This is a genomic window from uncultured Acinetobacter sp., assembly GCF_947626835.1.
Lineage (GTDB): Bacteria > Pseudomonadota > Gammaproteobacteria > Pseudomonadales > Moraxellaceae > Acinetobacter.
In genome coordinates, this window is the sequence record NZ_CANQTS010000021.1 from 12666 (window position 1) to 26576 (window position 13911).

16 protein-coding genes are annotated in these 13911 nt (G+C 40.1%); 8 read left to right on the top strand and 8 right to left on the bottom strand.

Annotation, left to right across the window (positions count from 1 at the left end):
• Positions 1-3: 3 nt before the first annotated feature.
• Entirely contained in the window at positions 4-1083 is a 1080-nt protein-coding gene (locus Q0Z55_RS08970) for a zinc-dependent alcohol dehydrogenase family protein (RefSeq protein ID WP_297427277.1), read from the top strand.
• A 41-nt stretch (positions 1084-1124) separates the two neighbouring features.
• Here Q0Z55_RS08970 and Q0Z55_RS08975 read toward each other — a convergent pair whose 3' ends face one another.
• Positions 1125-1412, bottom strand: a complete 288-nt coding sequence (locus Q0Z55_RS08975) for a GNAT family N-acetyltransferase (protein ID WP_297427280.1) — start codon at positions 1410-1412, stop codon at positions 1125-1127.
• Positions 1413-1802: 390 nt separating this feature from the next.
• On the opposite strand from Q0Z55_RS08975, the gene Q0Z55_RS08980 reads away from it, so the two are divergent.
• The 3 genes from Q0Z55_RS08980 (at position 1803) to Q0Z55_RS08990 (ending at position 4455) form a co-directional block, all read left to right on the top strand.
• On the top strand, positions 1803-2762 hold the full coding sequence (locus Q0Z55_RS08980; protein ID WP_297427282.1) for a TerC family protein: 960 nt from the start codon (positions 1803-1805) through the stop codon (positions 2760-2762).
• Positions 2763-2907: 145 nt separating this feature from the next.
• Positions 2908-3285, top strand: a complete 378-nt coding sequence (locus Q0Z55_RS08985) for a hypothetical protein (RefSeq protein WP_297427285.1) — start codon at positions 2908-2910, stop codon at positions 3283-3285.
• A 3-nt stretch (positions 3286-3288) separates the two neighbouring features.
• Complete coding sequence (locus tag Q0Z55_RS08990) at positions 3289-4455, top strand: glutathionylspermidine synthase family protein (protein ID WP_297427288.1); 1167 nt, start codon at positions 3289-3291, stop codon at positions 4453-4455.
• A gap of 23 nt (positions 4456-4478) precedes the next feature.
• Here Q0Z55_RS08990 and Q0Z55_RS08995 read toward each other — a convergent pair whose 3' ends face one another.
• On the bottom strand, positions 4479-4952 hold the full coding sequence (locus Q0Z55_RS08995) for a hypothetical protein (RefSeq protein WP_297427291.1): 474 nt from the start codon (positions 4950-4952) through the stop codon (positions 4479-4481).
• Between the two features lie 138 nt (positions 4953-5090).
• Between Q0Z55_RS08995 and Q0Z55_RS09000 the strand changes: the two genes are divergently transcribed.
• From Q0Z55_RS09000 to Q0Z55_RS09015, 4 genes are all read left to right on the top strand, one after another.
• Positions 5091-6149 (top strand): aromatic ring-hydroxylating dioxygenase subunit alpha, encoded by a 1059-nt coding sequence (locus Q0Z55_RS09000; protein WP_297427294.1) that lies wholly within the window; start codon positions 5091-5093, stop codon positions 6147-6149.
• Between the two features lie 52 nt (positions 6150-6201).
• The gene (gene guaD, locus Q0Z55_RS09005) at positions 6202-7527 is read left to right on the top strand and encodes a guanine deaminase (protein ID WP_297427297.1); all 1326 of its coding nucleotides are present in this window, start codon (positions 6202-6204) and stop codon (positions 7525-7527) included.
• Positions 7528-7672: 145 nt separating this feature from the next.
• A complete protein-coding gene (gene hpt, locus Q0Z55_RS09010) occupies positions 7673-8200 on the top strand; it encodes a hypoxanthine phosphoribosyltransferase (RefSeq protein ID WP_297427300.1) in 528 nt (175 codons plus the stop codon).
• A gap of 184 nt (positions 8201-8384) precedes the next feature.
• Positions 8385-8636: a GlsB/YeaQ/YmgE family stress response membrane protein gene (locus Q0Z55_RS09015; protein WP_297427303.1), complete on the top strand. Its 252-nt coding sequence runs from the start codon at positions 8385-8387 to the stop codon at positions 8634-8636.
• Positions 8637-8683: 47 nt separating this feature from the next.
• On the opposite strand, the gene Q0Z55_RS09020 is transcribed toward Q0Z55_RS09015, so the two are convergent.
• From Q0Z55_RS09020 to rpmH, 6 genes are all read right to left on the bottom strand, one after another.
• Positions 8684-9382 carry a DsbC family protein gene (locus Q0Z55_RS09020; RefSeq protein ID WP_297427306.1) on the bottom strand — a complete coding sequence of 233 codons (699 nt, stop codon included), beginning with the start codon at positions 9380-9382 and terminating at the stop codon, positions 8684-8686.
• 359 nt (positions 9383-9741) lie between these two features.
• Positions 9742-11097 carry a tRNA uridine-5-carboxymethylaminomethyl(34) synthesis GTPase MnmE gene (gene mnmE, locus Q0Z55_RS09025; RefSeq protein ID WP_297427308.1) on the bottom strand — a complete coding sequence of 452 codons (1356 nt, stop codon included), beginning with the start codon at positions 11095-11097 and terminating at the stop codon, positions 9742-9744.
• A gap of 96 nt (positions 11098-11193) precedes the next feature.
• Complete coding sequence (yidC, locus tag Q0Z55_RS09030) at positions 11194-12951, bottom strand: membrane protein insertase YidC (RefSeq protein ID WP_297427310.1); 1758 nt, start codon at positions 12949-12951, stop codon at positions 11194-11196.
• 5 nt (positions 12952-12956) lie between these two features.
• Entirely contained in the window at positions 12957-13283 is a 327-nt protein-coding gene (gene yidD, locus Q0Z55_RS09035; RefSeq protein ID WP_297427313.1) for a membrane protein insertion efficiency factor YidD, read from the bottom strand.
• Between the two features lie 9 nt (positions 13284-13292).
• Positions 13293-13685 (bottom strand): ribonuclease P protein component, encoded by a 393-nt coding sequence (gene rnpA, locus Q0Z55_RS09040; RefSeq protein WP_297427345.1) that lies wholly within the window; start codon positions 13683-13685, stop codon positions 13293-13295.
• Between the two features lie 29 nt (positions 13686-13714).
• Positions 13715-13849 carry a 50S ribosomal protein L34 gene (gene rpmH, locus Q0Z55_RS09045; RefSeq protein ID WP_000831329.1) on the bottom strand — a complete coding sequence of 45 codons (135 nt, stop codon included), beginning with the start codon at positions 13847-13849 and terminating at the stop codon, positions 13715-13717.
• Positions 13850-13911 lie beyond the last annotated feature (62 nt).

Here is a 13911-nt window from a genome sequence, read left to right on the forward strand (position 1 = left end):
ACAATGACAACAATGAAAGCCATGGTGTATTACGGCGAAAATGATATTCGTTTTGAAGAACGTGCCAAGCCACAAATTTTAGCGCCAACAGATGCCGTGATTAAACTGACCAAAGTCACCATTTGTGGTACAGATTTAGGCATTTGGAAAGGTAAGAATCCTGAAATTGAACAAACTGCCATTGAAAAAGAAGGTTCTTTTAATGGACGTATTCTTGGGCATGAAGGTATTGGAATTGTTGAAGAGGTTGGTTCAGCGGTCAAGAATTTTAAACAAGGTGACAAGGTCATTGTCTCTTGTGTCAGCCGCTGTGGGACCTGTGAAAATTGTCAAAAACAATTGTATGCACATTGCCGCAACGAAGGCGGTTGGATTATGGGCTATATGATTGATGGCACGCATGCCGAATATGTACGCACCCCATTTGCCGATACTTCACTGTATTTATTACCTGAAGATTTAAATGAAGATGTTGCTGTATTCTTATCTGACATTCTACCCACTTCACATGAAATTGGTGTGCAATATGGCGATGTCAAACCGGGGGACAATATTGCCATTGTTGGTGCAGGCCCAATTGGTATGAGCTGTTTACTCACTGCGCAGTTTTATTCACCTGCCAATATTATTATGGTGGATATGGACGATAATCGCCTTGAGTTTGCCAAAAACATTGGTGCAACTCATACCGTCAATTCAAGTAAAGAAGATGCCATCCAACGTATTTTAGAGATTACCGATGGACGTGGTGTCGATTGTGCCATTGAAGCGGTAGGCGTTGAACCCACATGGAATATTTGCCAACATGTAGTTAAAGAAGGAGGGCACATTGCCAATGTCGGTGTGCATGGTAAAGCTGTAAACTTTGAACTGAATAAGCTTTGGATTAAAAACCTCACTATTACCACAGGCTTGGTCAATGCCAATACCACAGGAATGCTATTAAAAACATGCTGCTCAGGTAAATTGCCATTAGACAAGTTGGCCACGCATCATTTTAAATTTGCAGATTTTGAAAAGGCCTATGATGTGTTTAAGCATGCTGCCGATGAAAAAGCCATGAAAGTCATGATTGATATTTAATTCCAATCATTCAATAAAAGGCCTGCTTATGCAGGCTTTTTTTATGCAGCAACATCGTTAAATGCGGTTGGCTCACGTTTAAACATCACCACCACATAAGAACAAGTGGGTACAATTTTGACAGATTTTTCACGGGCAAAATCAGCCAAATGATCAAGTAATTTGCGTGCCACACCTTGACCACGTAATGAATCATCTACCCATGTATGATCGGCTATAATGGTTTGATCATCACGCCATAGATAACTAATTTCAGCGATGCGTTGGCCTGCATCATTATTTAAAAAGAATTCACCTTTTGTTGCATTATCTTGATGTTCAAAGTTCATACTTGATCCTATTTTTATGCTGTTCAATTACTTTAACATATGTACTTAACTACTTAAGCGATAAAAAGACCATGTGCTTTTACGCAATATATACACGCTCAGCACAGCATAAAAATTGTGCTTGATATTAAAATATGGCATACTGGACACATATTTAAGCCTCGCTTAAAACAAAATTTATTTGAACAAGGGGAGTAGCCTCCTCCAAACCATAATTGTTATTGAGTTATGGTGTCAGACTATCGTCATTACACTTTGCAAAAAGTCGGTATCTGAGCATCTTAGAGTTTAAGATGTAGGCAAGACCTTGATCATGTTGTTATAGACAAATTGTGTCTGGCAACTGGTCAAGGTTTTTTTATGGCCGATTGCTAGATGTGGAGAATACACATGGAAACTATCGGCAATACATGGTTGTACTTAGCCTTCTTTGGCTTAGTCACCATTATGCTTATTATTGACTTTTTAGGCTTTCGCCAAACCCAAGGTCAAGACGTTAAAATTAAAACTGCTGCGTATTGGAGTATTGCTTGGGTCTCGGTTGCCGCACTATTTGGTGGCGGACTGTGGCTGTACTTACAACAAACCGCAGGTGTTACCATTGCCAACGCTAAAGTAATGGAATACTTTGCAGGTTATTTACTGGAAAAATCACTTGCCGTTGATAACGTATTTGTTTGGCTGATGATCTTTGCCGCTTTTGCTATTCCACCTGCCTTACAACGTCAATTACTGCTGTATGGTGTATTGGGCGCGATTATTTTACGTACCATCTTCATTTTTATTGGCGCATGGTTTGTACAAGAATTCTCTTGGGTACTGTATATCTTTGGTGCGTTCTTGGTCTATACCGGCTTCAAGTTCTTAAAAGGGCAGGACGAAGAAGAAACCAATATCGAAGATATGGCGATCTTAAAATTCTTACGTAAGCGTATGCGTATTACCCCACAAATGCATGGCGATAAATTCTTTGTGCGCCAAAATGGTGTGTTATGGGCAACGCCATTGTTTTTGGTGTTAATTTTAGTTGAAGCATCAGACGTTATTTTTGCAGTCGATTCTATCCCTGCAATCTTTGCGGTAACCTCAGATCCGTTTATTGTACTTACAGCCAATTTAATGGCAATTTTAGGTCTACGTGCCATGTTCTTCTTGCTCTCTGGCGCAGCATCTAAAATGCATTACTTGCCTTATGGTTTAGGCATTATCTTGTTGTTTATCGGCTTTAAGATGCTAATGCTTGATGTATTCCATATGCCAATTTGGATTTCGTTAAGCTTTATTGTGATCGTGCTTGCTGTAACTGCATGGTTATCGGTTCGTCACAGTAAACGTCAAGAATTATCATAAGTCTGCCTCTAAAAAGCCCGACACTGTTCGGGCTTTTTTAATGGAAAAATCTTCTATTTTGAGCATAAACGTGCTGTACTTTAATTGAGCAAATACCTATGCTTGATGTTTCTAAATTAAAAATTTAAACACAAGGGTTAAGCCAATGCGCAGCAAAACATTAACGTTGGTCGTTGTACCTGTATTATTGGCTGCCTGTAGCAACTCTGGTCGTTTACAACAAGATGTTTATAATGATCAATACAACTGTAGCCAAGATTGGGATCGTAATTTGTGCCAGCCTTATAACAGCACCAGTTCCTATCAAACCGCATCTAGCAATTATCAAATTTTTTATATTGGTCCACAGTATTACAGCAATAACCGTAAAGTGAAATATTTAGGGCGTACCTTAACTGCCACAGGTTCACGTCATATTCATCAACCGGTATTTTCCCAACAGGTTTTTAAACAAGCCAAATCTAAACCCATTCGCCGTGGTGGTTTTGGTCGTTCAACAGGTGGTTCATCTTTTGGAGGCTAAAGCATGAAACGAGTCATTTTACCCGCCCGTGATGATTGGCAAGCGCAGCATCGTGCTATTGGTTTTGATTATTTTGACTTGGCTTCACGTGATGGCTCGATGTATTGGTCAGAAGGTGTAGCCTACGAGTTTAGTTTAAAAGAAATTGAACGTCTTGAAGATGCCAGCAATGAACTGCATGCCATGTGTTTAGACGTTGTGGCAGATTTGGTCAAACGTGGCAACTATCCTGATTATTTTCATCTTCCGCGCGCAGCAATTGCTTGTATTGAAGACTCTTGGCGTAAACAAAGCCCAATGTTGTATGGTCGTTTTGATTTTGCTTATGATGGTCAAAACATCAAAATGCTAGAATACAATGCCGATACCCCTACAGGCTTATTAGAAGCCTCTGTGGCGCAGTGGCATTGGTTAGAACAAGTGGCCCATATTCCCAATCGCAATCAATTTAATAGTATTCACGAAGCTTTAATTGCACGCTGGCAACAGTTATATGTGCAAGGGCAGCATGTACATTTTACCGCCTGCCAAACAGCAGGTCGTGAAGATTGGGGTAATTTAGAATACTTAATGGACACTGCTTTTCAAGCCGGCTTAAATGTTCATGAATTGTCTATTGAAAATATGGGTTGGGATGAACGCAATTTTGTAGATTTAGCCGAACTACCTATCTCGCATTTGTTTAAGCTTTATCCTTGGGAGTGGCTATGGCAAGAAGAATTTGGTGCTTTTATTCGACCTGATGTTGACATAGATTGGATTGAACCGTGTTGGAAAATGCTATTATCCAATAAAGCCATTTTAGTGGAATTATGGCAACGTCATCCACATCATCCATTGCTGGCAGAAACCCATGTCTATGATCCCAAGCAAAATTATCAAGGCAAATGGGCACGTAAACCCATCTTATCGCGTGAAGGTGCCAATATTCATATTGTGCAAAATAACCTAGATTGTGGTGCAGCATCGGGTAGTTTTCATTTTGCCGAATATGACCAAGCTGGTTATGTTATGCAGCGTTGGGTAAAAACCCCATTGCATGATGGCATGTTACCGACTTTGGGTTTATGGATGGTCGGAGATGAATGTCACGGCATGTCATTACGTGAAGATGTGTTTGATGTGATTGGCAACGACGCACATTTTGCAGCGCATTATTTTGTGGAATAAAAAAGTGGCTAAAGCCACTTTTTTTAAATGGTATGTGCAGCAACACGGCGCATATAAAATACTAAACGGGTAAAAAATAAAATTTGTAAAAATACAGTAAAGGCTGAAATTGCCCATTCATACCACGCATCAAAAGCTGTGCCTTCTAGGTTTAAAGCAAAATATAAGCTTAATAAGATCGCGCCAAACACAATCCCTGCAACCGTGGTCTGCACCAAAATTGGAAAGGACAATGCCGTGATACGCCCCATAAAGTGCTCACCTTGATCGCCACCATTGGCACGATAAGCAGCTTGAATACCCAGTGCCATAATCACTAAAGTGACCAAGCCTTCAACTGCAATTACATTGACATTAAAATATGGTGAATACATACCGTAGTAATACACCACAGACACCAATAAAGCGGTCATGAGATAATAATTTTTATAATGCTTTTTCTCTAAGGTATTGGCAGAGAGTTCATGGGCGAGTGCTTTGGTCTTCCAAAAGTACATAGAGATCTTGGCTCAAATTTGATTAATTTTCACACTTTACGCACTTGCGCTCAAAAGATAAAGGGCAAAAGTTGCCTTTTCATTTGGCAAAGAATTTGCATCTAGATAATGGTCATCATTTTATTTAAGAAGTCCATTATGAATGCCATCATCCCAACCTTGCAGCCTTTTGATCAACCATGTCACAGTCAATTTGATGCTGCTGATTGGCAAATTTTAGCGCAGCATTGGTATCCTGTAGCGCGTGTAGAAGACGTTAGCATGCAACCACAACGCGTCACGCTGCTTGATGTGAATATGGCGCTGTATCAAACTCAAAGTGGTGCTATTCACTTAGTACGCGATATTTGTCCACATCGCGGTGTACCATTAAGTAAAGGGTGGGTTAAAGATGAAAATATTATCTGTCCTTATCATGGGCTGCATTATGGTGCTGATGGTCAATGCAATAAAATTCCTGCTCAGCCTGATTTAAAAAAAATTTCAGAGCGTTTTCGTTTAACTAAATTTCCTGTACTTGAACGTTATGGCTTAATTTGGACCAGTCTTTTTGCTCGTGATGTACAAAGTGCCAATATTGCTGTGCTAGACACGTGGCAACAGCCCGAACATCAAGCGATTTTGCCACCTTTTGTTGATATTGCAGGTTCTAGTGGCCGCCAACTTGAAGGTTTTATTGATGTGGCACATTTTGCTTGGGTACACCATCAAGCTTTTGCACAACGTGAGCAAGCTGTGGTGCCAAAGTATCACACTGAACGTACCTATTATGGTTTAAAAAGTGTCTATGTGAGTGAGGTGAGTAACTATCCACACGGTTTACAACATCTTGCACCTGAGGGTTTTAAATGGACACGTACCTTTGAAGTTTATCCACCATTTAGTGCCGTTTTAACTGTAGATTTTCCCAACAATGGCGTACTAAAAATCTTAAATGCATGTTGCCCTGTATCACACAATAAAACTCGTTTGTTTGTGCCACTCACGCGTAACTTTGACCAAACTGGGGATTTACAAGCAGTCCATGATTTTAATGCACAGATTTTTGCTGAAGATCAAGCCATGGTCGAGGCACAAAAACCAGAGGAATTACCACTCGATTTAATGATGGAAGCGCATTTTGAAGCCGACCGTTCATCGACCATGTATCGCCGTATTTTGGCAGAATGGGGACTGAGTAAACGTTATACAGTTTAAGCTATTTATATTGGGTACAATCAATTGAAAAAATAAAACTCGCAGGTTAAAAATGTCTTCTGTAGTTGCAATGACAGCGATTCGTGGTCGCTTTCTTGATATTAAGAATACAGTTGCCCAAGCACGTGAAATTCACGACCAAGTGCGATATGTAGAAGATGGTTTACTCATCACAAAAAATGGTCAGATTGATTATTTTGGTTCATGGCAAGCAGGGCAGCATTTAATTGGCCCAGATGTTAAAGTTGAACATTACCCCGAACAATTGATTGTACCGGGCTTTATTGATACGCATATTCATTTTCCACAAACTGAAATGATTGGTGCTTATGGTGAGCAACTACTTGAATGGCTCAATACTTATACCTTCCCAACAGAATTGCAGTTTAAAGATGCCGAATATTCTAAACAAATTGCGCAATTTTTTATTCAAGAATTACTTAAAAATGGCACCACTACAGCTTTAGTCTTTGCCACAGTACATCCTGAATCGGTCAACGCTTTATTTGAAGCTGCAACTGCTCAAAACATGCGTATGATTGCTGGTAAAGTGCTGATGGATCGTCACGCACCAGAAAACCTGTGTGATACAGCGCAAACGGGCTATTATGATTCAAAAACATTAATTGAAAAATGGCATGGGAAAGGACGTAATTTATATGCAATTACCCCACGTTTTGCACCCACATCAACCCAAGAGCAACTCAGCAAAGCAGGGCAATTAAAAGCTGAATATCCTGATGTATACGTACACACACATTTAAGTGAGAATAAAAATGAAATTGCTTGGGTAAAAGAATTATTTCCTGAGCAAAATGGCTATTTAGATGTCTATCATCATTTTGGCTTAACGGGTTCAAAATCAGTGTTTGCCCATTGCGTACATTTAGAAGAACATGAATGGCAATGTATGCATGATACCGATTCTGCAATTGCCTTTTGCCCAACCTCTAATCTATTTTTAGGCAGTGGCTTATTTCCATTGCATACAGCATGGGAAAAACAAGTCAAAGTTGGTTTAGGGAGTGATGTTGGTGCAGGTACTTCATTTAACCAACTACAAACCTTAAACGAAGCCTATAAAGTGCAGCAATTACAAGGCAATAAACTCTCTGCTTTTGAAGCCCTGTATCACGCCACCTTAGGCAGTGCCAAAGCTTTAAGTTTAGAAGACAAATTAGGTAACTTTAATTTGGGTAAAGAAGCTGATTTTGTGGTACTGGATTTAAATGCCACCGCGCTACAGCGTTTGCGTCAAAGCCGTGCCAAAAATATTGAGGACGCTTTATTTGCACTCATCACCATGGGCGATGATCGTAATATTGCCGCCACTTATGTGTTTGGTGAATGCGTGTATCATCAGTCTTCAACAAAATAAGTGTCAAGTTTGCATAGTTTTGGTTTACATTTTCAACACTAAAACGGATGCAACAACGCGTAAGATGTTTTAAAATTAGTACATGTTTTGGGGTGTTGCAGGTCAACACCTTTTTTATTTTTTATACTTTTTTAGGTATCTACCCATGTCTGTTGAAATGAATGTTATGATTTCGGCCGAAGAAATCCAAGCGAAAGTTCAAGAACTTGGCGCACAAATTAATGCTCACTATGCCAATAGTGACAAAGAATTGGTTTTAATTGGTTTATTACGTGGTTCAGTGATTTTTATGGCGGACTTGTGCCGTACTATTACTAAGCCACACGAACTTGATTTTATGACTGTGTCGAGCTACGGCGGTGGTACAGTATCAAGCCGTGATGTAAAAATCTTAAAAGATTTAGACGGCGAAATCCGCGGCAAAGATGTATTAGTAATTGAAGATATTATTGATTCAGGCAATACCTTAAGCAAAGTATTAGAAATTTTACAAACTCGTGAGCCAAACTCAATTGAGTTATGTACTTTAGTGAGCAAACCTTCGCGCCGTGAAATCGAGCTTGATGTACGTTTCTTAGGTTTTGAAGTGGAAGATAAATTTATTGTCGGTTATGGTTTAGACTACGACCAAAAATACCGTCATATCCCATTTATTGGTGAAATTGGTTTATAAGTTTGTATTAAAACTAAACCTATTGAAAAGTGGCCGAAGGCCACTTTTTTTATTTTTTTAAAGCCCCATGCTGCACAAAAAAGCAACATTTTTTAGCTAAACTGCGCTTTAGTCAAAGAGTTGAATCCATAATGATAGATTCATAACACATTACGACAACCCTTCATTGAAGAGGAGATAAGCTATGTGGTCACTTATTGTTGCGATTGTCATTGGTTTTATTGCAGGTTTGATTGCGCGTGCTCTCCATCCCGGGAATGATAAAGCAGGTTTTGTCATGACCACGGTTCTTGGGATCGCAGGTTCTTTATTAGCTACTTATGGCGGTCGGTTACTCGGTCTTTATGGTGAAAATTCAGCAGCTGGCTTTATTGCCTCTATCATTGGTGCAATTATTATCTTGTTTATTTACAATATACTCAGCAAAAAAGCTTAAAAACAAAAAAGCCCTGTATACGCAGGGCTTTTTTAACGCTATACAACTTATAAACCTAATTCACGCCAAATTGCTTCCATTTCATTGGCAGGATAAGCCCCTAATACACGGTAACCATTGCTAAAAATAATAGCTGGTGTTCCTGCAATTCCTAACTCTTTAGCCAACGCTAAATTAGCGTTCACAGGGTTAGTACAGCTTTTCTTAGTTTTAGGCTCAATGCCTTTTTCAATCAGTTGTTGCCAAGCATATGCAGGGTCTTGTTCACAATACACTTGCTTAGATGCGGCAACAGATTGTGATTTAAGCGGTAAAATAAATGTGTAAATCGTGACATCATTGAGTTTTTTTAATTCTACTTCAAGCTGTTTACAATATGGACAATTTGGGTCAGAAAAGATCGCCAATTGGCGTTTACCATTACCTCGTACTGATTTAATGGCATTCTTAAGCGGGAGTTTTTTCCAATCAATCGTGTTTTTTTTCACAATCAATTCTTGTGTTAAGCTTTTTTGATCACTTAAACGCAGCATATTGCCAGCAATCAAATGCTGGGCATCCTCATTTAAATACACCACTTGTCCGTCAAGTTCAGCACTATAAATACCACGCATCTCGGTGCTTGCAATATTATTAATCTCTAAATTTGGATAGTTTTTTGCAAGATTTTGCTGTGCTGTATTGATATCTGCCCAACCCAGACTGCTCAAAGAGAGCAAGATTGCAACCCATATTGTTTTTTGCATCTGTAAAGTACTCAAAATTGAGATGTTATCTAGGTCAATATTCTACGCTGTTCTTGTCTGATTCTAATTTGTGAGTGAATTTTTTTACTCAAATACAACAACCATAAAGTTTCACGTGGAACATAAAAAAACAAACCAGATTTAATATTTTTCTTTAAAAACAACAACTTAATTAATTTTTTAGATATGTTGGCTTTTTATATAATTCACCCTGTGGATAAAACATGACTTATCAACAACCTTATGAGACTTTTACACAAGCACTAGTGAATGACTGATGTTTAAGATTCATTTTAGTTTTTATGCAAGCAAGACCTATGAAAAAGCCCTCAACATAAGGGCTTTTTAACTGATTATGTCTATTTACCAATACAAAAAGAGCCAAAGATCTTGCCCAATAGATCATCAGCGCTAAAGTCACCGGTAATTTCACCCAAAGCATTTTGTGCTAAGCGGAGCGATTCTGCAACTAATTCACCTGCGTTATACACAACTAATTGTTCACGAGCTTCTGCAAGATAGTGCTGTGTGCGCTTCATTGCGTCTAGATGGCGGGTACGCGCAATAAAGGTATCTTCCTCAGGTTGGAAGCCTGCATGTGCTGTCACTGCATCAATAAGCGCCTGTACACCCATCTCTTGCTTAGCTGATACCGTAATATGACGGAAACCTTGATAATCACCTAAGTGAGGCATCGCATCTGTTAAATCGCACTTATTGGCAATTAACATTAAACGCTTTGGTTCAAGATGCTCGGCAAAATACTCTTGTGCCAATTGTAGCGGATCGTCACCTTGGCTTAAGTCATACACCAATAATAATAAATCAGCATTTTCAATTTCTTTGATGGCACGGCGAATACCTTCTCTTTCTACAATATCACCAGTTTCACGTAAACCTGCCGTGTCGGTTAGGGTAATTGGTAAACCATTAAGCGTGATTTTTTCGTGTAATACATCACGTGTCGTACCAGCAATATCAGTCACAATGGCACGTTCAATCCCTGCCAAAGCATTGAGTAATGATGATTTACCCGCATTGGGCTTACCTGCAATCACCACTTGTAAGCCCTCACGTAGTAACTGACCTTGACGCGCTGATTGCTGTACTTCAGTGACAGCAATCGCTACACCATCTAGCAAACTTAAAATTTTACCATCGGCTAAAAAATCAATTTCTTCTTCAGGGAAGTCAATTGCTGCTTCAACATGTAAACGTAGGTGAATCAGTTGCTCTAAAACACGATTCACTTTGCTTGAAAATGCACCTTGCAATGAACGTACCGCTGAGCGTGCTGCCGCTTGTGAGGTGGCATCAATTAAGTCGGCAATCGCTTCTGCTTGAACTAAATCGAGCTTACCATTTTCAAAAGCACGCATCGAAAACTCGCCGGCTTTGGCAGCAATGGCACCCAATTCAAATAAACGCGCCAAAAGGGCATTTTGAATCACAGGGCCACCATGACCTTGTAGCTCAACCACATCTTCACCAGTAAATGAATGTGGATTAGGGAAGCAAATGGCTAAGCCTTCATCCATGACCTCACCAACGGCATCATAGAACTTGCGAAATGCTGCATAACGTGCGCCTGCAAGTGGCTGTTGAGTCAAGCTCTCAGCAATAGCATACGCTTTTGGCCCAGATAGGCGAATGACCCCAACACCACCACGCCCCGGTGGTGTGGCAATCGCAGCAATCGTGGTTTGGTTTTGCATAACATTCACCTAAAAATTTTGGATAACAGCACAAATAAAAATCCGCCTAAGATTACCATCTTAAGCGGATTAATTCAGCTAGTCAGTCGTGTTGTATTACTGACTTGAGCCTTCACGTTGTTCACGTTCTTTAGCCACAGCTTTGTTAATTAAGCCTTGCTGTAAGATGGTGATCAAGTTGTTGACGATCCAGTAAAGTACTAAACCTGCAGGGAAGAACAGTAAGAATACTGTAAAGATAACTGGCATGATTTTAAATACTTTAGCTTGCATTGGATCAGTCGGTTGTGGATTCAACGACTGTTGGATAAACATGGTTAAGCCCATCAATAAGGGCAGGATAAACCATGGATCCATTGCAGATAAATCTTGAATCCAGAACATCCATGGTGCATGACGAAGTTCAACTGACTCCATCAATACCCAATATAAAGCAAGGAAAATTGGCATTTGCAGTAACAATGGTAAGCAACCTGAAAGTGGATTCACTTGCTCACGCTTGTACAACGCCATCATTTCTTGCGAAAAACGCATACGGTCTTCACCGAACTCTTCTTTCATGCGTTGCATTTCAGGTGCAATCACACGCATTTTCGCCATCGAGCGGTAGCTCTTCGACGATAATGGCCAAAGAATTAGTTTAACCAATACGGTAAGTAGAATAATCGCCCAACCCCAGTTGCCGATCAAACCATGGAAAAACTCAAGACCTAAGAATAAAAGTTTCGCAATTGGCCATAACCAACCGTAATCCACAGTTTGATTTAAACCTGTTGCTAAATCTTTCAACTCAGATTGAATTTTTGGACCTGAATAGAATGTGGCATCCACTTCAGCTACTGTACCTGCTGGTACATTGATCGCAGGTGAAGTAAAACCAATGATATTCATATCATCAGCTGATTTGCGTGATTCTAGTTTGGCTGCATAAGCTTGACCGCCATTTTGGGTCAACTTAATTTCGCCTGGTACCCAAGCACTCACGAAGTAGTGTTGCACCATCGCAACCCAACCACCTGTGGCATCAACACTTACTTTTTCTTCATTAAAGTTATCAAACTTTAATTTGTTGTAGTGTTCATCCGGTGTACCCCATGCACCACCTAGGAAAGTTCCTAAAGTGAAAATGCCTTGATCAGATTGACCTGGGTCTTCAGAGTTATCACGTTTGATTTGACCAAACATTTGACCCTGCCAAGTTTGGCTGCTGCGGTTAACCACTTTGTGATTAACAACAATTGGGTATTTACCTTCAGTAAAGGTAAAGGTTTTAATAATTTCAACGCCATCCGCTGTTTTATATACCATAGGTACGCTCAGCGTTTTTGCTGATTGACCATCTTTGCTTGGTACAGCTTTAGCATCGGCTAAACTATATGACGTTTTCTCAACTTCATAATTAGGACGACCATTACGGCTTGAGTCTGGGCCATTTAGACCAACTAAACCAGACTGCGCGACATACGTGCGTTTCGCGTCACTTTCAAGCATAACGAATGGTTCATCGCTATCTTTATTTTTGTCATGATTGAGTAATTCAACACGAACAATATCACCACCTTTTGGACTAATCCAAAGATGATAAAGGTCAGTTTGTACTGAAATAAGCTGTTGACTTACAGGTGCTGTAGTGTCCGTTGCCTGTTGTGCTGTGACATTTGCTTGTGGCAGATCAGATGCGGCAACAGCCGTCTGAGCATTTGGCAAATCTGCAGATACATCCTGTGATACCACGGCAGCTTGTTGCTGCGGTTGGTTCTCGACATTACCGTAATCTTTTTGCCACGCCAAAATGAGCAAATATGCGACAACAAACATGGCACCGAGAATTGCAATCCTGGCCCATTGTTGCATATCTATTACCCCAAGTGGTTAGAGTGTTTTTGGTTCAATAAACGATCACGAAAGGGTACAGCAACAAGACGCTTTTGAGAATCAGAATCTATTTGCTGAAAGGAAATAAAACGAATTGCTTTAAATGGAACAGGATCATAACCCGATCCTCCCCAAGGATGGCACCGGCAAATACGTTTTGTAGACAACCACACACCACCGACAGCACCATGTGTCTGGACTGCTTCTAAAGCATATTGAGAACAAGTTGGAATATAACGACAACGAGGTCCAAGTAAAGGACTAATCGCAATCTGATAGAAACGAATGAACCAATGCAGTAGACGTACCATTGGCCATCTCTACTTTTGTGGAGAGGGAGCTATTTTAGAATGCTTTTTGGCAAGGCGTTGTAACTTCTGCCAAGCAAATTGTAGTTGCTGGTACAATTCGGCATTAGGTATAGCTTCAATTCCCATTTTGGGCATGACGACAATATCTAATAAACCTAATTGATGTTGGTGCAAGCGAAAGCTTTCGCGAGCAAGTCGTTTTACTCTATTTCTTTCGTGTGCGCGACGCACTTTCTTTTTAGCAACAACTAAACCCAAACGGCTATTTGGCAGTTCGGAATGTTTTGCTAGAAATAAGAAATGGGGCTGATGCACTTTAAAAAGCGCACCATCAAACACACCTTTGTAATCGGCAGCACAGCGTAAACGAACCTCTGTGCTATAGCCGCAAAGTGTTGTCATCACACCCAAAACCGTCAAGCGTTAACTGATTAAACAGTTAAGCTATGACGACCTTTTGCACGACGGCGAGCTAATACTTGACGACCAGCTTTAGTAGCCATACGAGCACGGAAACCATGAACGCGCTTGCGCTTTAATTCAGATGGTTGAAATGTACGTTTCATATCGAAACTCCAAAAATGATCTTTCTATAAAGGTCCGCGATTTTAGTGCTCATTGCTTGAGC